This window comes from Ferrimonas gelatinilytica (assembly GCF_039544205.1).
GTDB lineage: Bacteria > Pseudomonadota > Gammaproteobacteria > Enterobacterales > Shewanellaceae > Ferrimonas > Ferrimonas gelatinilytica.
Genome location: NZ_BAABLF010000029.1, coordinates 35552 through 55252, shown reverse-complemented (window position 1 = coordinate 55252; position 19701 = coordinate 35552). Strand labels below are relative to the sequence as shown.

The following is a 19701-nucleotide window of genomic DNA, read 5'->3' as shown; positions in this document are numbered from 1 at the left end:
TAAGTCCCGCTTTAGCCGGACGGTCAGAGCTTGAACTGGTCGCCGAGGTACACCGAGCGAACCAGTTTGTTGTTGAGCACCGCTTCCGGTGCGCCCTGTGCGATCATCTCCCCGTGGCTGACGATGTAAGCGTATTCGCACACATCCAGAGTTTCGCGCACATTGTGGTCGGTGATCAAGACACCTAGGCCCCGCTCCTTGAGGTGTTCGATGATCTTCTTGATATCGATAACCGAGATAGGGTCTACCCCGGCAAAGGGCTCATCGAGAAGGATAAACTTGGGGTCCGCTGCTAGGGCTCGGGCGATCTCCACCCGACGACGCTCACCACCGGACAGGCTCATGCCGAGGCTGTCACGAATATGGGTGATGTTGAACTCCTCCAACAGCTGCTCCAGCTTGTGTTCCCGCTCCTGTTTCGACAGCTCCTTGCGGGTTTGCAGGACCGCCATCAGGTTGTCGTAGACACTCAGCTTGCGGAAAATGGAGGCCTCCTGTGGGAGGTAACCGATCCCCTGGCGGGCCCGGGAGTGCATGGGCAGCAGGGTGATGTCACGATCATCGATCTGAATACGTCCCTTGTCGTTCTGCACCAGCCCCACCACCATGTAGAAGGTCGTCGTTTTCCCCGCCCCGTTGGGGCCGAGGAGGCCGACGATCTGCCCGGTTTTCACCTCCAGACCGACGCTCTTGACGACCTGACGACCGTTGTAACTTTTGGCCAGTTGTTCAGCCTTGAGCACGCTCTCGGTCATGGTTGAGGCTCCTGCGCTGGCGCTGGCGCTGGAGCTTCCGGCTCCGGCTCTACCTTTTTTTCCTCTTTGGGCATGAAGATGGTGGTGATCTGTTCATCTTTGCTGCCCTCGGCGGTCAGGCGCTGTAGCCGGGCGTTGTAACTGATGGTTTCGCCCCGCACCAGGCTATCTGCCTGGCTCAGTTGCGCGTTGCCGCTCATGGTCAACAGCTGGGTATTGACGTCGTAGCGGATCTCTCGGGCCTCGGCCCGGGCCATCAGGCCGTTCTCCATCACTTGCTCGTAGGTGGCCGGGTTGCCGGTGGCGATCATTACCTGGCGGCTTTTGTCCTCCGAGGACTCAAGTATCAGGCGGTCCGCCTCGATGCGCAGGCTGCCCTGGACGATCACCACGTTGTCCCGATACTCAAGTACCCGGTTGGTGAAGTCGCCACTGGAGCTGTTAGCGGTCACTTTGACCGGCTGGGTAAAATCGGCCTCGGAAGCCAAGGTTTGCGGAGCCAAGGCTAACAAGCCCAGTAAAATCAGTTTATTGCACTTCATAGGTAGCGCTTACCCTGTCTTTGAGTTCGATCCGGTTTGTATTGAGATCCGCCCAGAGGCCCCTGGCTTGCAAGGTAAAGGTGTTACCCTCTGCGCGAATCATGGATTCGGTGGTCATGACCATGGTTTCCAGGTCCAGTGCCAGCTGGTCAGTATGGATGGTTTGCAGCGGCTCACCGGGTTCGATGGCGGTGACCACCACCTCCTGCTCCAGTAAAAGGTAGCGGTTCTGTTGAAGCTGACCGGCCTCGGACTGGATCTTCCAGACACCATCGCCCCCCTCTGGGTAGAGCAGGTACACGGGTCGGGCGAACTCGGTCAAGGCGTCATCCTGGAAATGCTGCATTTGGTCGGCTGCGATCTCCGCATTGAGTCGGCCGCTGCTGTCGTAGGCGCGGGTGCGCAGACTTCGAGCGATGAAGTCGGGTTCGGTTTCCGGGCTGAGCACCGTCTGGTCGCTGCCCGTATTGAGGGAGCGCCAGTAGAGACCGGCGGCCATGGTCAACAGCAGCAGCCCGGCCAGCAGCTCTCGCTTCATACGGACATGCCCTTGGCGTCGGCCAGTTTGCCTTGGGCTTGGAGCAGCAGATCGCAGAGCTCACGGACGGCGCCGAAGCCTCCGGGCAGCTGGGTCAGGTAGTGGGCATGGGGACGCAGCGCAGGGTGTGCATCCTGAACCGCCACCGCGAGTCCAACCTGCTGCATGACGGGTAGGTCGACCAGGTCATCGCCAATGTAGGCGCACTGCTCGTCCTCCACACCCAGTTGTTGCTTGAGGGTCTCATAAGCGGAGAGCTTGTCCTCGCATCCTTGGATGATCTGCTGCACCCCCAGCGCGGACATCCGCTGTTGGACGATGGTGGAGCGTCGTCCGGTGATTACCGCCACCGGGATGCCGGCATGCTGTATCGCCTTAACACCGTAGCCGTCGCGGGTGTGGAACGCCTTGAGCTCCTCGCCATCATTGCCCAGGTAGATACGGCCATCGGAGAAGACGCCGTCGACGTCACAGATCAGCAGACGGATCGACTCTGCCCGCGCCAGAATGTCGGCGCTGACCGGGCCATAGAGGGTAACAATGGGTTCCATTACAAGACTCCCGCTTTCAGCATATCCATCATATTGAGCGCCCCTTCCGGTTTGCCGTCAACATCCAGAGTGATAAGGCCATTAATTTTACGCGATTCCATCAGTTGCAGTGCCTCAGCAGCCAGGACATGGCTGGCGATGGTGACCGGGTGACGACTCATCACCTCGCCGATGGCGGTGCTGTGGATATCGACACGGGCATCCAGCACCCGGCGCAGATCGCCATCGGTAAAGATCCCGCTTAGTCTGCCGGCGTCGTCGACCACCGCGGTCATTCCCAGCCCCTTGGCGGAGATCTCCAGCAGCGCTTCCGAGATGGTCACCTGTTCCTTTACCTGGGGCAGGCGCTCGCCGCTGTGCATCAAGTCTGACACCCGCAGTAGCAGCTTGCGTCCCAATGCCCCACCAGGATGGGAGAGGGCGAAGTCGTCGACGGTAAACCCACGGGCCTGCAACAGGGAGACCGCCAGGGCATCCCCCATCACCAGTGTCGCGGTGGTGGAGGAGGTTGGGGCCAGACCCAGCGGGCAGGCTTCCTCGGCGACGGTGATGCAGAGGTGGTGCCGGGCGAGTTTGGCCATGCTCGACTCCGGCTTGCCTGTCATGGCGATCACGGGGATACCCAGGCGCTTGATCACCGGCATCAGGGTCAGAATCTCATGCGCTTCGCCGGAGTTGGAGATGGCGATCACCACATCCTGGGGGGCAAGCATGCCGAGATCACCGTGGCTGGCTTCGCCGGGGTGGACGAAAAAGGCCGGGGTGCCGGTACTGGCCAGGGTTGCGGCGATCTTGTTACCGATATGGCCGGACTTGCCCATGCCCATCACCACCACCTTGCCCTTGCAGGCGAGCAGGGTTTCGCAGGCGGCTACGAACTGATCATTGATAAAGGTATGCAGATTGTGCACGGCCTGGGCTTCGATCTCGATGACCCGTTTGGCCCATTGATGCCACTGTGAGGCGTCAGACATCGTCTCTCCTAGGGATCATGCTGCAAATAGACTGTATTGATAGAGAATAAAGGCGCTAAGTAACGTCGCACCAGCCCATCGCCCTATGATGCGACGGCGTTTGAGCAAGAGTAACAGCAGAGGTGCCAAGCTGGTAGCCAGCATGAAGTAGAAGTCCCGCCCAGCGGCAGCGGGATCCAATGCTCCGGGGGCAATGAGGGCGGGGATCGCCAGAACAGCCAGGATATTAAACAAGTTGGAGCCGACGACATTACCGATCACCAAGTCATCTTCATTCTTGGCCAGTCCCGCCAAGCTCGCGGCCAGCTCTGGCAGGCTGGTTCCGACGGCGATGATGGTCAGGCCAATCACCAGGTCCGAAAGACCAAAATGCTTGGCGATGATAACGGCGTTGCTCACCATCAGTTCCGCGGCCAGCGGCAGCAGTATCATGCCCAGTGCCAGCCAGCCCAGAGCGTGGCTGTTAGGGACACCGATGGGGATCTCGTCATCGCTCTCCTGGATCAGGGGGTCGGTGCTGTCGCGGTTGCGCAGCGCGGCGATCACCAGGATGGCCATCACCACGGCGAAGGCCAGCGCCAGCAGCAAACCGTCGAGTCGGGAGAGCTGCAGGTCATTCATGAGGTAACCGGCCAGGACGCTGGCCCCCAGCATCAGCGGCATCTCCCGTACCAGGGCTGAACTGCCCACCAGTAGCGGACGTATCAGGGCGGTTACGCCGAGGATCAGGGTGATGTTGGCGATATTGGATCCCACCACGTTGCCGACGGCGGTATCGAGGCGGCCGTCCATGGCGGCACTGGCCGCCACCATCGCTTCCGGCGCCGAGGACCCCATGGCAACAATGGTCAGTCCGATAATCAGCGGAGGCAGTCCAACATTTCGGGCCAGCGCGGCAGCACCGTAGACAAAGCGATCGGCACTCCAGGCCAGCAGGCCGAGGCCCAGTAGCAGGATAACAGTGTTGATAATCATGCCGTTTCGACGGGAAGGTTGGCGGTGGCGCGCATTGTCCCCCGATGGCAGGGAAAAGAAAAGGGGGGAAGATTGTTAACCAATTGTTTGGCACGTAAACTGACCACCTTGCCTGCCGATAACAAAGGAGTCGACGGACACTCAGGTGACTCGTCAGATCATGCAAAACTCAGCAGACCAAAAAGCTAAGCCATTGATTGAGGTTGAGGAGATGACTTTTCGACGGGGCAGTCGTGTCATCTTCGATCGGGTCTCAATGCGCATTCCCCGGGGGGGGATCACCGCTATCCTAGGCCCATCCGGAATCGGAAAAACGACCCTGCTGAAGCTGTTCGGGGCCCAGTTGCAGCCGGACAGTGGCAGCGTGCGATTCGATGACATAGATCTTAATCGCCTCTCTCGAAGTGAGCTTTACCGGGAGCGTCGGCGCATCAGCATGTTGTTTCAATCGGGGGCGCTGTTCACCGACATGTCGGTGTTCGATAACGTGGCCTTCCCGCTGCGGGAACACACCGAGTTGCCGGAAGCTCTCATCCGCCGACTGGTGTTGATGAAGCTGGAGGCGGTCGGCCTGCGTGGCGCGGCGACGTTGATGCCGGCGGAACTTTCCGGTGGCATGCAGCGCCGGGCTGCTCTGGCCCGGGCTATGGCGCTGGAGCCGGAGTTGGTGATGTATGACGAACCCTTTGCCGGGCAGGATCCCATCTCCATGGGCGTGCTGGTCAAGTTGATCCGGGATCTTGGCCAGGCGCTGGATCTGACCTCCGTGGTGGTGACCCACGATGTCAAAGAGGTGATGGAGATTGCCGACATGGTCTTCGTGATGGCAGACAAGCAGGTGATCGCCAGCGGCACCCCAGAGGAGTTGGCGTCAATGGAGGACCCCCGTCTGAAGCAGTTTTTGCGCGGCGCCCCGGATGGCCCGGTGCGTTTTCACCATCCTGCCGAAGCCTATCTGGAGGAGTTATTGCAGTGAATCTGAGCGAAGGGATCGCCCAGTTGGGTCGACAGGGACTGAGCGCAATGACCGCCATGGGCCGCGCCCTGCTGATGCTGATCGGTGCTCTGGTGGCGCGTCCCCAGTGGGGGAAAATGCGTCCGCTGCTCGTGCATCAGCTCTATCAGATCGGCGTGCAGTCGATGCTTATCACCCTGGTTTCTGGCCTCTTTATCGGCATGGTACTGGGCCTTCAGGGCTACCTTATCCTGGTGGACTTTGGCGCCGAGGAGAGTTTGGGGCCCATGGTGGCGCTCAGTCTGCTTCGTGAGTTGGGTCCCGTTGTGACGGCGCTGCTGTTTGCGGGCAGGGCCGGGTCGGCGCTGGCGGCGGAAATCGGCCTGATGAAGGCGACAGAGCAGCTGGCGTCGATGGAGATGATGGCGGTGGACCCGCTGCGCCGGGTGATTGCGCCACGTTTCTGGGCCGGCGTTATCGCCATGCCGCTGCTGGCGATGATGTTCACTGCCGTGGGAATCTTCGGGGGACACTGGATCGGTGTGGAGTGGAAGGGGATCGATTCCGGTGCTTTCTGGTCGATCCTTAACGCCTCAGTAGAGTGGCGCCAGGACATTGCTAACTGCTTGATTAAAAGTCTTGTTTTTGCTTTCGTTGTTGTCTGGATCGCCCTCTTCAAAGGGTATGATGCGGTGCCGACGGCGGAGGGGATCAGCCGTGCTACCACGGAGACCGTGGTCCATGCCTCGCTGGCGGTGCTGGCGCTGGATTTTGTTTTGACTGCACTGATGTTTGGGTAAAGGGATGACTTCACGAAAAACCGAACTGGCCGTAGGGGTCTTTTTGCTGGCAGGGTTGCTGGCGCTGCTGGTGCTGGTGCTTAAGGTAGCCAACATAGATCTCAAGGGCAGCGGGCCTACCTATCAGCTGACCGCCCACTTCGACAACATCGGCAGCCTGAAGGTGCGCTCACCGGTGAAGGTCGGTGGTGTGGTGGTGGGACGGGTCAGTGCCATCGACCTGGATCCCGTTAGCCTGCTGCCGGTGGTCACCCTGACCATCGATGCCCGTTTTGACCAGTTTCCCGAGACCAGCAGCCTCTCCATTCTCACCGCCGGGCTGCTGGGGGAGCAGTACGTAGGCCTGAGCCCCGGCTTTTACGAGGATGAGGACGCCGTGCTGGCAGATGGTGATCAGGTCGAGGATACGCGCAGCGCTATGGTTCTGGAGGAGTTGATTGGCCAATTTCTTTATCGGGCCGGAGAGGATAAATAAGGAGTGAGCATGACCAAAATGATCAAATTCGCACTGCTGTTTCTCGCCACCTGGTGCCTGTCGGCCCAGGGGCAAAGCCCGGTGGACCATTCGGATCCCTATCGCCTGGTGGAGCAGGTCGCGCAGCAGACATTTGACCGCTTCGAGCGGGACAGGGAGAAGATTGCTCAGAGCCCGGATCACCTCAAGCTCATCGTCGATGAGCTGATGATGCCCCACGTGGATTACCGCTATGCGGCACTCAAAGTGGTGGGCCCCCAGGCGCGCCAACTCAGCAAACCTCAGTTGCAGAGGTTCACGGACGTATTCAAGCAGTATATGATTGCCACCTTTGCTCAGGCCTTCACCGAATACACCAACCAGAAAGTGCAGTTCCAGCCCGCCCAGCCGGTGGGAGAGCAGCGCATCGTGACCGTTGGGGTCAATATCGTCGAGCCGGGCCGTGAGCCTATCAGCCTCCAGTTCAAAGCCCGGCGGGATAAACGCAGCGGCGAATGGAAGGCAATCGATATGATCGCCGAAGGGGTCAGCCTGCTGGCCACCAAGGAAGCGGAGATCGGCGGTTTGATCCGTCGTGAGGGGATCGATGCGGTAAGCGATAAGCTGGAAGCGCAAAGCGCCAAGCCTCTGGTCCCGGCACGGGAGCGCTCATGAGCCTAAGCGTGGCTCGTGAGGGAGAGACGCTGGCTCTCTCGGGACAGCTGAACCAGACGTCGGTGATGGCACATTGGCCGATCCCGGAGTCCTGGCTTAGTTGCCAAAGACTCTCGCTGGCGCAGGTAGAGGAGGTCGACAGTGCCGGCCTCGCTTTCCTGATCGAGTTGACTCGCTTGAGTGAGGCTGGTCGGGCGCTTGCCTGGCAGCATTGCCCGAAACCTTTGGCCAAGCTGATGGCGCTGTACGATCTGCAGCTGGAGGATGAACGCCTGAACTCGCATACCGACATCGAGGAGTGACACGATGGAACCGAAAGAGCTCGAACACCGCCTGCAGGAAGCTCTGCAACTGGCCGAGGTGCACGTTAAGGCCGAAGGAACCCATTACACTGTGGTGGCGATTGGCGATGCCTTCGAGGGTCTGACCAAGGTGAAGCGCCAGCAGGCGGTTTACGCCCCGCTGACCGACAAGATCACGGATGGAACCCTGCACGCCCTGACCATCAAGGCGTTCACGCCAGCGGAGTGGCAGCGCGAAAAGATTTTCAACATGCCTAGCTAAACCGGCGGAGTTTCAGTGGATAAATTGCAAGTACGGGCGGCAGGCCCCTTAACCGGCGAAGTAACCATCTCCGGTGCCAAGAACGCGGCTCTGCCGATCCTGATGTCAGCGGTACTGGCGCAGGACACCATGACCCTGGGTAACGTTCCAGCCCTGCGGGATGTCAACACCACCATCGCTCTGCTGCGCCAGTTGGGTGCGGAGGTCAGCGATCTTGTAGACAACACCTTGACCATCAATCCTGCGACCATCGATAACTGCGTGGCAGAGTATGAATTGGTCAAAACCATGCGCGCCTCCATCATGTTGCTGGGACCGCTGCTGGCCAAGTATGGTCATGCGGAGGTCTCGCTGCCCGGTGGCTGTGCCATCGGTGCCCGTCCGGTGAACCTGCACATCCATGGGTTAAGAGCCATGGGGGCCGAGGTGAAGGTTGAGGAGGGGTACGTCAAGGCCAAGGTCGACGGCCGCCTCAAGGGTGCGACCATCCTGATGGATGTGGTTTCGGTAACCGGCACGGAGAACCTGATGGCAGCCGCTGCGCTGGCCGATGGGGTAACCTTCATTGAGAATGCTGCCCGAGAGCCGGAAGTGGTGGACCTCGCCTGTTGCCTCAACGCCATGGGGGCGAAGATCTCCGGTGCGGGCACCGACGTGATTCGCATCGAAGGCGTCGAGCAGCTTAAAGGTGTGCAGTTTGATGTGATGCCGGATCGGATTGAGACCGGTACTTACCTGGTAGCCGCAGCGGCGACCCGTGGCAGCATCGTCTGTCGCAAGGCTGCGCCGGAAACGTTGGAGCCGGTGCTGCTCAAGCTGGAGGAGGCGGGTGCCCGGATCGAACGGGGCGATGACTGGATCAGCCTGGATATGGCCGGTCAGCGGCCCAAGCCGGTTAATATTAAGACTGCGCCCCATCCCGCGTTTCCTACCGATATGCAGGCCCAGTTCTGCACGCTCAACGCCCTGGCCGGTGGCACTGCCAAGGTTACCGAGACCATCTTCGAGAATCGCTTTATGCACGTTCCCGAGTTGCAGCGTATGGGAGCGGCGATGGAGTTGGAGGGCCATACCTGCATCATCGAAGGACGTGAAGACCTTCAGGGAGCCCAGGTGATGGCAACGGACCTGCGTGCCTCCGCCTGTTTGGTGATTGCCGGTTTGGTTGCCAGTGGTACCACTCTGGTTGACCGCATCTACCACCTGGATCGCGGCTATGAGCTGATCGAGCACAAGCTGGCTGGTCTGGGCGCAGACGTGGTGAGGATTTCCGCCTAGCCGGACAACTGGACCGCAAGCCCGTTACCAGGGTTCGAACAGAAACGCCCGTCATGCATCGCATAACGGGCGTTTTCTTTTGCAGTCACCGGAGTTAGCGCTGGGGTGACTCAGGCATCGGCGGTTTCTCACCGATGGTGACAGGAACACTGAAGTGCTTGCCCTGGCGTATCAGGGTGAGGTTGACCTCGGTCCCCGGCGGGGTTTCGGCGATGCGATCCATCAGCATATCGGCACTGACAATGGTTTCCCCGTTAAAGGCCACCAGCACATCATTACGGCTCAGCCCGGCCCTGTCTGCGGGACCGCCTGGGTCGACCTCCGTCACCGCGACCCCCATCACCTGCGGCAGCCGCAGCAGCCGGGCGATGGTGGCGTTTACCGGGTTACCGGAGAGGCCGAGGTGGCCGCGGATCACCCGACCGTCGCGGATCAGCTTCTCCATGATGGTATAGGCCAACTCGATGGGGATGGCGAAGTTCAGTCCTACCCCGGCATCGCCCAGCCACTGGTAGTTAGCGGTGTTGACTCCGACCAGGACACCATCAGCATCCACCAGGGCGCCGCCGGAGTTGCCCTGGTTGATGGCGGCATCGGTCTGGATAAAATCTTGGTAACTGGAGCTAAGACCGTTTCGGCCCGTGGCACTGATGATCCCCTGGGTGATGGTCTGGCCCAGGTTGTAGGGGTTGCCGATAGCCAGCACCATGTCACCCACCTGGGGTTTGCGATCCAGGTCCAGCGGGATCACCGGGAGATTCTCTTCATCGATCTGCAGTACTGCCAGATCGGTGTAGGGATCGGAACCGATCATCTCCGCATTGGCCAGTCGCCCATCCTGCAGGGCGATGAAGATCTGATCCGCAGCGCTCACCACGTGGTAGTTGGTGAGCAGGTAGCCCTCTTCATGCATGATGATGCCGCTGCCGAGGCCCTGTGGCAGCAACTGGTTGTAGTTGGCGGGGCTTTGGCGGTGCGAGTAGACATTCACCACCGCCGGAGCCGCTCGGCGGACCGCATGGGCAAAGCTGACACGCTCTACCTGGCTGCGTTCGCGCTCAAGCCGGGGCAGGCGATCTCGCAGGTCGGGATTGAGCAGCACGATCACGCCGGCGACCGCAAGCCCCGCCAGCACAGGCTTGGCCAGATAACGCAAGAAGGATGGGGTTTTCATGGTATTAAAGGCCTCCGCAAGAGGTTGATCCTACCTGCCACTGTGATGGCGGACAACAAAAAAGGCGGCCTGTAGGGCCGCCTTTTGGAATCTTGAAACGGAATTCGTTATCGCATGATCATCATAATGGTGTTGTTGTCCCGCAGCACCGAGGCGGCGAAGGGGCCCTCATAACCTTCTAGCAATTCACGCAGCTGGCCCAGGTCGGTCAGCACTGCGCGACCTCTATCCATCAGGCTGATGCCCAATATGATGTCATCCGGCTGTAAGCCGTTGCGAGCCGCGGGTGAGCGCTCCTCGACATCGGTAACTGCGACCCCTTTTACGTTGCCTTCGGCGTAACTGGAGAGTTTGGCTCCCTCCAGGGCGGGGTGAATGAGGCTGGCCTGAACATTTTCACCTGGAGCCTCATTCAGCGTTACGGTGACACTGCGCTCTTTGCCTTCACGGATCAGGCCAAGCTGAACCGTGGCTCCGGCCCCCCTGGTGGCGATCTTGGCGCGCAGCTCCTGGAAGGTTCGGATCTTCTTACCGTTCATGCTGATGATAATGTCACCGGCTTCCAGCCCGGCCTTGGCGGCGGCGGAGTCCGGCATCACCTGGCTGACGTAGGCGCCATGTTTGGTATCGAGGCCAAACAGCTTGGCGGTCTCGTTATTCAACTCGCCACCCAGGATCCCCAGCACGCCTCGACGCACCTCACCGTATTCCAGGATTTGTGCGGTCAGGCTCTGCACCATGTTGACGGGGATGGCAAAACCGATACCGACGTTGCCGCCACCGGGGGCGATGATGGCAGTGTTGATGCCGATCAGTTCGCCATCAAGATTCACTAGGGCCCCCCCAGAGTTACCGGAGTTGATGGCCGCATCGGTCTGGATGAAGTTCTGGTATCCGTCCCCGTCAAGGCCCCGGGAGAGGGCCGAGACAATACCCGTGGTGACCGTTTGGCCGAGACCGAAAGGGTTACCAATGGCGACCGTATAGTCGCCAACCCTGAGGGTATCGGAGTCTGCCAGCTTGATGGCGGTCAGTTTGGTGGCCTTGATCTGCAAAACGGCCACATCGGTATCCGGATCTGAACCGATTAACTTGGCGTCAAATTCCCGACCATCGCTGAGATTGATCAAGATCTTATCGGCGTTGTCGATCACGTGGTGATTGGTGATCACATAACCTTTGTCGGCATCAATGATCACGCCGGAGCCAAGGCCGCGGAAGGGACGGGTCTGTTCACGACCATGGGGATTGTTCGGGCCAAAGAAATAGCGAAACGGCTCGGGTATGACGCTCCGTGCGGTCTGCGTGCCCTCCACAGAAACGGAAACCACCGCCGGAGAGACCTGCTCAATCATGGGTGCAAGGCTGGGTCTCTCCTTATCGCCGAAAGAGATTGGCCAGTCGGCGTAGGCGGGGAGGGCAGAGAGAGCAGAGCACAGTACTGCTGCGGACATCAAAGTGCTGGTTTTTTTCATTTACAATCAATCTCCTGCAATCAAATGGTGTCACTCCATATCACTGCGACCCTGCTGCCCCGGAAAAAGTTCCCAATCCTACTTGGGAGCGCCTGATCAGCCGTTGACCGCCTTGATGGGCTTGGTGATGATCCCATGGGAGCCTTGAACATAGTCGTTGGGCGGCAGACTCTCTACTACGCCACCGTTGTGCTCCTGTGTCAGGGGGGCGCTGGGCAGTGGAGGCAATTGGTGATCTCCCAGCAGGCTTTGGGCTGAGTCGTTCCAGTAACGGTTTGCCTTATCCAGACTGCCGGAGAGTTGCGCCATCACTTCGCGGGATTGCTCGAAGTAGTCCGCGACCTCCTGACGCTGCTGCTCGAGATCGAAGCGGGCCTGGGCCAGCTCCCGCTGCAGCTTTGCTTGATCTCCGCCGGAGGAGCGGAAGCGCCACCGGATCAGGTAGCCGATGGCCAGCCCCAACAGAAAGAAAAATAGACTCGGGATCCAGGACATGGTTACTCCTTTATAGGCCTGCTCAGTGTGGTTTCAATATACATCGGCTTTTACGGGCATGATACACTTGCTCGCCCCGAAAATGGCATTTAAACCCGGGCATTGTGAGGGTCCAAGGACAGTAGGATGACGACGCCGTTTGAACGATATCAACAGGATTTGACCCGGCCCGAGTTTCTGGCCGATCCCGCCCAGCATCACGCCGTGACCCACCTCCAGCGGCTTTACGATGAGCTGGTACGACGGGAGCAGCGCCAGCCCGGACTGGCCTTTCGCTTGCGACGACTGCTTGGCAAGGGAACGCCGGAGCCAGAAGTTAAGGGCCTCTATTTCTGGGGAGGCGTGGGCCGCGGCAAAACCTACCTGGTGGACACCTTCTACGAATGCCTTCCCCTGCAGCGCAAGCTGAGGATCCATTTCCATCGATTCATGCACCGGGTACACGCCGATCTTAACCGCCTCAAGGGGCAGCCAGACCCGCTTGTCAGCATCGCCCGTCAGCTCTCGCAGGAAGCACAGGTGATCTGCTTCGACGAGTTTTTTGTTTCTGACATCACCGATGCGATGTTGCTTGGAGGCCTTTTCGAGCAGCTTTTTCGCCACGGCGTGGTGCTGGTGGCGACCTCCAACATTCCCCCGGAAGAGTTGTACCGAAACGGCCTGCAGCGGGACCGTTTCCTGCCTGCGATCGCGGCGATACAGGCGCACTGTGATGTGGTCAATGTCGACAGCGGAGTTGACTATCGACTGCGGACCCTGGAGCAGGCGGAGATCTACCACTATCCGCTGGATCCAGAAGCGGAGCATAACTTGCACCTCTACTTCGAGCAGTTGGCCCCGGAGGCCGGGCGCCGCGATGGCGAGCTGGAGTTGCTGGGCCGTACCATCCCCTTCCGCCGTGAGGCGGATGGAGTCTTGTTAGTGTCGTTCCTGGCCCTATGTGATGGCCCCCGCAGTCAGAGCGATTACATCGAACTGGCACGCCTCTATCACACCGTGCTTCTCAGTGGGGTTGTTCCCATGGGCGCCGCGGGGCGGGGCGATGATGTGGCTCGTCGCTTCATCGCCATGGTGGATGAGTTCTACGAACGGGGGGTTAAGCTGATCATCTCCGCCGATGTGCCGATGGCGCAGCTCTACTCCCAGGGACAGCTGGAGTTCGAGTTTCGTCGCTGTCTCAGCCGCCTGACCGAGATGCAGAGTCACGAATACCTGGCCAGACCCCACCAGCCGTAATGAAAAGGGCAAAAAAGCGGGTGATTTTTACATCGCCCTGCTTTATAATTCGCGCCCTGCCTACGTTACAGAAGGTCGTTTAACGACCAAAACCAGCGTCTTGTCCCATTCGAAGGGATGGGTGGAAGGCCGAATAAGGTTGTCTCGCCGACCGGCGGGGCGCACATGTAACAGCTCAATGGGTTTTTAATCTAATGAAAACTTTTACTGCTAAGCCAGAGTCCGTACAACGCGACTGGTTTATCATCGATGCCGAGGGTAAAACCCTGGGTCGCCTGGCCACCGAAGTGGCTCGTCGTCTGCGTGGTAAGCATAAGCCGGAGTACACTCCGCACGTTGACACCGGCGACTACATCGTAATCGTGAACGCCGAAAAAGTAACCGTAACCGGTAACAAGGCTCAGGATAAGATGTACTACCGTCACTCCGGTTACCCGGGTGGCATCAAAGAGATCAACTTCGCTGATCTGCAGGTTCGCAATCCTGAAATGATCATCGAAAAAGCGGTTAAGGGCATGCTGCCGAAAGGCCCTCTGGGTCGTGCCATGTTCCGTAAGCTGAAAGTGTACGCTGGTGCCGAGCACAAGCACGCTGCACAGCAGCCTCAGGTTCTGGACATCTAAGGGGATATAGGCAATGACTCAATACTACGGTACTGGCCGCCGCAAGACCTCCACTGCTCGTGTTTTCATCAAGCAGGGTTCCGGCGAAATCATCATCAACAAGCGCTCCATCGAGCAATTTTTCGGTCGCGAAACTGCCCGCATGATCGTTCGTCAGCCGCTGGAACTGGTTGATATGTTGGACAAGCTGGACATCTACGTGACCGTTTCTGGCGGTGGTATCACCGGCCAATCCGGCGCGATCCGTCACGGTATTACCCGTGCCCTGATGCAGTACGACGAGTCTCTGCGCCCGACTCTGCGCGAAGCTGGTTTCGTTACCCGCGACGCCCGTGAAGTTGAGCGTAAGAAAGTCGGTCTGCGTAAAGCACGTCGCCGTCCGCAGTTCTCCAAGCGTTAATTCGCTGGAACTTCGGTTCGCAAAATCAAAACCCGGCCTTGGCCGGGTTTTTTTATGCCTGTTGATCCAAGAGAAATATCTCCCCGTGAACCGCACCATCTTAACGAATAAAGCATCCACAAAGAGGCTTTAGTCACTACCGTTTGAGGATGAGCCTTACTTTTACCAGTTTGGCCTCACCGAATGCCGTTTATTGGCTGTGATTTAAGTCAATGGCCAAATCCAAACTATGAACTATGTCTCCTTTTTCTATATAATGGGCCCGCCTCGACCTTGGGTAACTATCAAAAAGATGGTTCTGGCACCAAACAAAGTCCAAGGTACGTAAAAACGCAGAACCCCTACGGGAGATAAGTGGATGAGCAATGCGCCTGTCGATACTGGACGTCGCAGATTTCTGACCCTGGCCACCGCGGCCGTTGGCGGGGTTGGCGCGGTCGCTACTGCGGTTCCCTTCATCAAGTCATGGAACCCCAGCGCCAAAGCGAAAGCCGCCGGCGCACCAGTAGAAGTCAATATTGGAAAGTTAGAGCCGGGCCAGATGCTGCGCGTCGAATGGCGTGGCAAACCGGTTTGGGTGGTACGCCGCACTGCCGCAGTCCTGGAACAGCTGGCCGGTCTCAATGACCAGCTGCGCGATCCGGACTCGGAAGAGCCGCAGCAACCCACCTACGCACAAAATCCGACTCGAGCCATCAATGAAGAGTTTTTCATTGCGGTGGGTCTGTGCACGCACCTGGGATGTTCACCCACCTACATGCCGGACTCCTTCCAGCAGCAGGTTCAGGGGATTCAGTCCGGGTTCTTCTGTCCCTGCCACGGCTCCAAGTTCGATATGGCCGGCCGGGTCTTCTCCGGCGTTCCTGCGCCGCTGAACCTGGAAGTTCCGCCGCACAGCTACGTCAATAAAGATACCGTAGTGATCGGTGTCGATGGGGAGGCGACGGCATGAAAAAGCTGATCGACTGGATCGACGAACGGATCCCGATGACGGCGACCTACAACAAGCATGTGGGTCAGTATCCGGCACCGAAAAACTTCAACTTCTGGTACTTCTTCGGCTCCTTGGCGATGCTGGTTCTGGTGAACCAGCTGCTCACCGGGATCTGGCTGACCATGAATTACGTCCCCAGCGCCGAAGGAGCGTTTGCCTCGGTGGAGTACATCATGCGGGACGTCGAGTACGGCTGGTTGCTGCGTTACATGCACTCCACCGGCGCCTCGGCCTTCTTCGTGGTGATCTACCTGCATATGTTCCGCGGTCTCATCTACGGCTCCTACCAGAAGCCCCGTGAGTTGCTGTGGATCTTCGGCATGCTGATCTTCCTGGTTCTGATGGCTGAAGCCTTTATGGGCTACCTGCTGCCTTGGGGCCAGATGTCCTACTGGGGTGCCCAGGTGATCATCTCCCTGTTCGGCGCCATTCCGGTGATTGGTGATGATCTGACTCTCTGGATCCGAGGCGATTACGTCGTTTCCGGCGCTACCCTGAATCGTTTCTTTGCCCTCCATGTGATCGCCTTGCCGCTGGTTCTGGTGGTGCTGGTATTCCTGCACATCATCGCCCTGCACGAAGTGGGTTCCAACAACCCCGATGGCATCGAAGTGAAGAAGAATAAGGGCCCGGATGGCTGGCCTGTGGACGCGATCCCCTTCCATCCTTACTACACGGTGAAGGATATCGTTGGTGTTGCCGGCTTCCTGATTCTGTTCTGCTACGTGCTCTTCTTCATGCCGGAAGGCGGTGGCTACTTCCTTGAGCCGCCGAACTTTGAAGCGGCGAACCCGTTGAAGACACCGGAACATATCGCCCCGGTTTGGTATTTCACCCCTTTCTACGCCATCCTGCGCGCGGTGCCGGATAAGTTGCTGGGTGTGATCGCCATGGGTGCGGCCATTGTTGTGCTGTTCCTGCTGCCTTGGCTGGATCGCTGCAAGGTGAAGTCTGTGCGTTATCGCAGCGGCATTCACAAGCTGAACATTGCCCAGTTTGTGGTGTGCTTCATCGCCCTGGGGATCCTGGGTGCCTTGCCGGCAACCCCGACCTACACCCTGCTGGCTCGGATCTTCTCCCTGGGTTACTTCGGCTTCTTTGTCTTCCTGTTTGTTTACAGCAAGAACGAGAAGTGCAAACCGGTTCCGGAAAGGGTGACAGGCTAATGAAGAAGTTTATTATCGCAATCCTGGCCTGCCTGCCGACACTCGGCTTTGCCGCAGGTGGTAACAACCCCCACGTGGTGCACGCCGAAATCGACCTGCACGACAAGGCATCACTGCAGCGTGGAGCCCAGACCTTCATGGAAAGCTGCCTGGGTTGTCACAGCACCCAGTATCAGCGTTACGGTCGTGTGGCCGATGACCTGGGCTTTAGCACCGACGAGATGATGGCGATGATCCATACCGATGCCAAGATCGGGGATCTCATGGTCAGCAGCATGCCGCAGGAAGCGGCCGCCAACTGGTTTGGTGCGCCGCCGCCGGATCTCACCATGGTGGCCCGGGTCCGTGGCAGTGACTGGCTCTACTCCTACCTGATCAGCTTCTATCAGGATGAGTCCCGTCCGTTCGGCGTCAATAACCTGGTGTTCCCCTCCGTGGGCATGCCTCATGTCCTGGAGCGCTTCCAGGGGGTTCCCGTGTTGCAGGAAGATGGCACCATCGTCGCCACCGGCGGCAGCATGAACGATGAAGAGTTCAAGCAGATGGCGCTGGATCTCACCAACTTCCTGACCTACTCCGCCGAGCCGATTCGTACGACTCGCGAGGCGATGGGGGTCTGGGTGCTGGGCTTCCTGGTGGTGTTCTTTATCCTGGCCTACCTGCTCAAGCGGGAATACTGGCGAGATGTACACTAATCCACGATAACAGGTTACAATCTGTTGCTTGTGCAAATGTGGGGGCCGATGGCCCCCCTTTGCGATTTCCGCTATCTGAATATCTCGGAGGGTATCAATGGCTGTCGCTGCCAACAAACGCTCTGTCATGGCCCTGTACTCCGGTGCCAGCGATCTTTACAGTCACCAAGTTCGAATCGTTCTGGCCGAGAAAGGGGTCGGGGTCGAGGTGATGCAGGTCGATCCGAACCAGCTGCCGCAAGACCTGGCTGAGCTCAACCCCTATAACAGTGTACCTACACTGGTGGACCGTGAACTGGTTCTGTATAACGCCCGAATCATCATGGAGTACCTGGACGAGCGTTTCCCGCACCCGCCGTTGATGCCGGTCTACCCCGTTTCCCGTGGTCAAAGCCGTCTGATGATGCACCGCATCAAAAACGACTGGTATGCCCTGGCGGATCGCATCACCAATGGTGATGGGGCGACCGCGGCGCGCAAGGAACTGACCGAGAGTATTCTGGCCCTGGGCCCCATCTTTGCCGAGGCTCCCTACTTCATGAGCGAAGAGTTCACCCTGGTGGACTGCTACCTGGCGCCGCTGTTCTGGCGTCTGCCTTCGCTGGGTATTGAGTTGTCCGGCCGTGGCAGCGCCGAAGTGAAGGCCTACATGACCCGGATCTTCGAACGTGACTCCTTTAAGGCGTCCCTCACCGAAGCAGAACGCGAGATGCGTATCGGCTTATGAGCCAAGCAGTCAGCCCAACCCGCCCCTACATGCTGCGCGCCTTCTATGAGTGGATGGCAGACAACGATCTGACGCCGCATCTGGTGGTCAACGCCGAATTGCCCGGTGTTCAGGTGCCGACCCAGTTCGTCGAGGATGGCCAGATTGTCCTCAACATCGCCTCACATGCTGTTGGCAATCTGCAACTGGGTAACGAGGCGGTGCTGTTCAATGCCCGCTTCGGCGGTAAGCCGTTCGCCCTGCAGATCCCCCTCGCCGCTGTTGAGGCGATCTACGCCCGGGAAAATGGTGCCGGCACCGCTTTCCCGCCGGAGGAGGCGTACGAGCAGCAAGCCGAGGTGGTACTCGAGACGGCCTCAGAGGGGCAGCCTGAAGCAGAGGCTGTGACGCCGAGCGCGCCGCGCCCGGCGGGTCGCCCGACCCTCACGGTGGTGAAGTAAGCAAGGCCATATAAAAAAGGCGCTCTTTGAGCGCCTTTTTTGTGCCTGGAGCCCGGTTACCGGTACTCAAATACCTTAACGACCTTACGCACACCGGCGGTGGTGCGGGCGATCTCGACGGCCTGGTTGGCTTCTTCCTGGTCGACCAGGCCAAGCAGGAAGACCTCTCCGTTTTCGGTGATCACCTTGATTCGCATCGCATCCAGCTCCCCGTCGGAGAACATTCGAGATTTCACCTTGGTGGTGATCCAACTGTCCTGACTGCTGATCCCCAAGCCGATCGGGGTGCCCCGTCGCAGTTGATCATGCAAAACCTCCACCTCATCGAGCTCTTTGAGGACCTTGATCGCCTTGTCATGCAGCATACGGTTGGGGACCTGGCCTACCAGCAGCACCTGTCGGTTCATGCTGATGGCACTGATCCGGGTTTGATCCGCCAGGTCATCGTGCTCGCGGATGGCGGAGGCCATCTTCACCTCCAGGGCGTGGTCATCGATCTGGCTGCCCAGTGTGCGACGGTCATTGGCGACAACCGCCCCTCCTACGGCTCCGGCCATCAAAAGGCCGGCACAGCCACTCAATTGTGTCACCAGCAGCAGTGCTGCGAACCAGCGTCCATGCATCAGAATTCCTCCTGGGGGAATAGGGTTTGATCGATGTTATCGCACAGGCAGTGGATGGCCAGCATGTGCACCTCCTGGATCCGGGCGGTCCGGTTGCTCGGTACCCGAACCTCCACGTCGTTTTCGCTCAGTAGACCCGCCATAGCACCGCCATCTTTACCGGTCAGCGCGATGATGGTCATGTCACGGTTTACCGCCGCTTCCATCGCCTTAATGACATTCTGCGAGTTACCACTGGTGGAGATCGCCAGCAGGATGTCTCCAGGTTGCCCGAGAGCGCGCACCTGCTTGGAGAACACCTCATCAAATTGGTAGTCGTTGGAGATGGCGGTCAGGGTAGAGGCGTCGGTGCTCAAAGCGATGGCCGGTAGACCGGGACGCTCAATCTCAAAGCGGTTAAGCAGGCCACTGGAGAGTTGCTGCGCACCGCCGGCGCTGACCCCGTTGCCGCATGCCAGGATCTTATTGCCGCCCAGCAGGCACTGAACCATGGCCATGGAGGCCTTCTCCAGTGACTCCGGCAACGCTTCCAAGGCATCGATCTTGGTCTGAATACTCTCGGTAAACGTCTCTTTTATACGCTCCAGCATAG

Annotated in this window: 26 protein-coding genes; 15 read left to right on the top strand and 11 right to left on the bottom strand. The window is 59.0% G+C overall.

Translation table 11 applies throughout. The features are described from left to right. Positions 1–23: 23 nt before the first annotated feature. Genes lptB through ABD997_RS14010 form a run of 6 tightly spaced genes read right to left on the bottom strand, consistent with a single transcriptional unit; the run spans position 24 to position 4335 of the window. Complete coding sequence (gene lptB, locus ABD997_RS14035; protein WP_345317738.1) at positions 24–755, bottom strand: LPS export ABC transporter ATP-binding protein; 732 nt, start codon at positions 753–755, stop codon at positions 24–26. Then, complete coding sequence (gene lptA, locus ABD997_RS14030) at positions 752–1297, bottom strand: lipopolysaccharide transport periplasmic protein LptA (protein WP_345317737.1); 546 nt, start codon at positions 1295–1297, stop codon at positions 752–754. Before lptA ends, lptB begins: the two co-directional genes overlap by 4 nt. Continuing rightward, positions 1284–1835, bottom strand: coding sequence for an LPS export ABC transporter periplasmic protein LptC (gene lptC, locus ABD997_RS14025; protein ID WP_345317736.1), 552 nt, complete (start codon positions 1833–1835; stop codon positions 1284–1286). The genes lptA and lptC overlap by 14 nt, the downstream gene beginning before the upstream one ends. Next, complete coding sequence (kdsC, locus tag ABD997_RS14020; protein ID WP_345317735.1) at positions 1832–2386, bottom strand: 3-deoxy-manno-octulosonate-8-phosphatase KdsC; 555 nt, start codon at positions 2384–2386, stop codon at positions 1832–1834. Before kdsC ends, lptC begins: the two co-directional genes overlap by 4 nt. Further along, the gene (locus tag ABD997_RS14015; RefSeq protein ID WP_345317734.1) at positions 2386–3360 is read right to left on the bottom strand and encodes a KpsF/GutQ family sugar-phosphate isomerase; all 975 of its coding nucleotides are present in this window, start codon (positions 3358–3360) and stop codon (positions 2386–2388) included. The genes kdsC and ABD997_RS14015 overlap by 1 nt, the downstream gene beginning before the upstream one ends. Before the next feature lie 15 nt (positions 3361–3375). Next, complete coding sequence (locus ABD997_RS14010) at positions 3376–4335, bottom strand: calcium/sodium antiporter (RefSeq protein WP_345317733.1); 960 nt, start codon at positions 4333–4335, stop codon at positions 3376–3378. A 160-nt stretch (positions 4336–4495) separates the two neighbouring features. Here ABD997_RS14010 and ABD997_RS14005 point away from each other — a divergent pair, with 160 nt between their 5' ends. The 7 genes from ABD997_RS14005 to murA are packed head-to-tail and all read left to right on the top strand — an operon-like array spanning position 4496 to position 9061. Further along, complete coding sequence (locus ABD997_RS14005) at positions 4496–5311, top strand: ATP-binding cassette domain-containing protein (RefSeq protein ID WP_345317812.1); 816 nt, start codon at positions 4496–4498, stop codon at positions 5309–5311. Next, positions 5308–6090: a lipid asymmetry maintenance ABC transporter permease subunit MlaE gene (gene mlaE / locus ABD997_RS14000; RefSeq protein ID WP_425557076.1), complete on the top strand. Its 783-nt coding sequence runs from the start codon at positions 5308–5310 to the stop codon at positions 6088–6090. The genes ABD997_RS14005 and mlaE overlap by 4 nt, the downstream gene beginning before the upstream one ends. A gap of 4 nt (positions 6091–6094) precedes the next feature. Then, entirely contained in the window at positions 6095–6565 is a 471-nt protein-coding gene (gene mlaD, locus ABD997_RS13995) for an outer membrane lipid asymmetry maintenance protein MlaD (protein ID WP_345317732.1), read from the top strand. 9 nt (positions 6566–6574) lie between these two features. Continuing rightward, positions 6575–7219, top strand: a complete 645-nt coding sequence (locus ABD997_RS13990; protein WP_345317731.1) for an MlaC/ttg2D family ABC transporter substrate-binding protein — start codon at positions 6575–6577, stop codon at positions 7217–7219. After that, on the top strand, positions 7216–7521 hold the full coding sequence (locus ABD997_RS13985; protein WP_345317730.1) for an STAS domain-containing protein: 306 nt from the start codon (positions 7216–7218) through the stop codon (positions 7519–7521). Before ABD997_RS13990 ends, ABD997_RS13985 begins: the two co-directional genes overlap by 4 nt. A gap of 4 nt (positions 7522–7525) precedes the next feature. Further along, the gene (locus ABD997_RS13980) at positions 7526–7783 is read left to right on the top strand and encodes a BolA family protein (RefSeq protein WP_345317729.1); all 258 of its coding nucleotides are present in this window, start codon (positions 7526–7528) and stop codon (positions 7781–7783) included. Between the two features lie 15 nt (positions 7784–7798). Continuing rightward, a complete protein-coding gene (murA, locus tag ABD997_RS13975) occupies positions 7799–9061 on the top strand; it encodes a UDP-N-acetylglucosamine 1-carboxyvinyltransferase (RefSeq protein ID WP_345317728.1) in 1263 nt (420 codons plus the stop codon). A gap of 94 nt (positions 9062–9155) precedes the next feature. Here murA and degS read toward each other — a convergent pair whose 3' ends face one another. The 3 genes from degS to ABD997_RS13960 form a co-directional block, all read right to left on the bottom strand. Beyond that, the gene (gene degS, locus ABD997_RS13970) at positions 9156–10235 is read right to left on the bottom strand and encodes an outer membrane-stress sensor serine endopeptidase DegS (RefSeq protein ID WP_345317727.1); all 1080 of its coding nucleotides are present in this window, start codon (positions 10233–10235) and stop codon (positions 9156–9158) included. 107 nt (positions 10236–10342) lie between these two features. Further along, entirely contained in the window at positions 10343–11710 is a 1368-nt protein-coding gene (locus ABD997_RS13965; RefSeq protein ID WP_345317726.1) for a Do family serine endopeptidase, read from the bottom strand. Between the two features lie 96 nt (positions 11711–11806). Beyond that, on the bottom strand, positions 11807–12205 hold the full coding sequence (locus tag ABD997_RS13960) for a Z-ring associated ZapG family protein (RefSeq protein ID WP_345317725.1): 399 nt from the start codon (positions 12203–12205) through the stop codon (positions 11807–11809). A gap of 126 nt (positions 12206–12331) precedes the next feature. Here ABD997_RS13960 and zapE point away from each other — a divergent pair, with 126 nt between their 5' ends. The 8 genes from zapE to ABD997_RS13920 all read left to right on the top strand — a co-directional run bounded on the left by zapE (position 12332) and on the right by ABD997_RS13920 (position 18486). After that, a complete protein-coding gene (zapE, locus tag ABD997_RS13955) occupies positions 12332–13441 on the top strand; it encodes a cell division protein ZapE (RefSeq protein ID WP_345317724.1) in 1110 nt (369 codons plus the stop codon). 194 nt (positions 13442–13635) lie between these two features. Beyond that, a complete protein-coding gene (gene rplM, locus ABD997_RS13950; protein WP_345317723.1) occupies positions 13636–14064 on the top strand; it encodes a 50S ribosomal protein L13 in 429 nt (142 codons plus the stop codon). A 13-nt stretch (positions 14065–14077) separates the two neighbouring features. Next, positions 14078–14464 (top strand): 30S ribosomal protein S9, encoded by a 387-nt coding sequence (gene rpsI / locus ABD997_RS13945; protein WP_345317722.1) that lies wholly within the window; start codon positions 14078–14080, stop codon positions 14462–14464. Positions 14465–14822: 358 nt separating this feature from the next. Then, complete coding sequence (gene petA, locus ABD997_RS13940; RefSeq protein WP_345317721.1) at positions 14823–15416, top strand: ubiquinol-cytochrome c reductase iron-sulfur subunit; 594 nt, start codon at positions 14823–14825, stop codon at positions 15414–15416. Continuing rightward, positions 15413–16624 (top strand): cytochrome b, encoded by a 1212-nt coding sequence (locus ABD997_RS13935; RefSeq protein WP_345317720.1) that lies wholly within the window; start codon positions 15413–15415, stop codon positions 16622–16624. The genes petA and ABD997_RS13935 overlap by 4 nt, the downstream gene beginning before the upstream one ends. Continuing rightward, positions 16624–17319, top strand: a complete 696-nt coding sequence (locus tag ABD997_RS13930) for a cytochrome c1 (protein ID WP_345317719.1) — start codon at positions 16624–16626, stop codon at positions 17317–17319. Before ABD997_RS13935 ends, ABD997_RS13930 begins: the two co-directional genes overlap by 1 nt. Positions 17320–17416: 97 nt before the next feature. After that, positions 17417–18046: a stringent starvation protein SspA gene (gene sspA / locus ABD997_RS13925; protein WP_345317718.1), complete on the top strand. Its 630-nt coding sequence runs from the start codon at positions 17417–17419 to the stop codon at positions 18044–18046. Continuing rightward, positions 18043–18486, top strand: a complete 444-nt coding sequence (locus ABD997_RS13920; RefSeq protein ID WP_345317717.1) for a ClpXP protease specificity-enhancing factor — start codon at positions 18043–18045, stop codon at positions 18484–18486. The genes sspA and ABD997_RS13920 overlap by 4 nt, the downstream gene beginning before the upstream one ends. Before the next feature lie 56 nt (positions 18487–18542). On the opposite strand, the gene dolP is transcribed toward ABD997_RS13920, so the two are convergent. Together dolP and ABD997_RS13910 are read right to left on the bottom strand one after the other, a co-directional pair. Beyond that, on the bottom strand, positions 18543–19109 hold the full coding sequence (gene dolP / locus ABD997_RS13915; RefSeq protein WP_345317716.1) for a division/outer membrane stress-associated lipid-binding lipoprotein: 567 nt from the start codon (positions 19107–19109) through the stop codon (positions 18543–18545). Then, on the bottom strand, positions 19109–19699 hold the full coding sequence (locus tag ABD997_RS13910; protein WP_345317715.1) for a phosphoheptose isomerase: 591 nt from the start codon (positions 19697–19699) through the stop codon (positions 19109–19111). Before ABD997_RS13910 ends, dolP begins: the two co-directional genes overlap by 1 nt. Positions 19700–19701 lie beyond the last annotated feature (2 nt).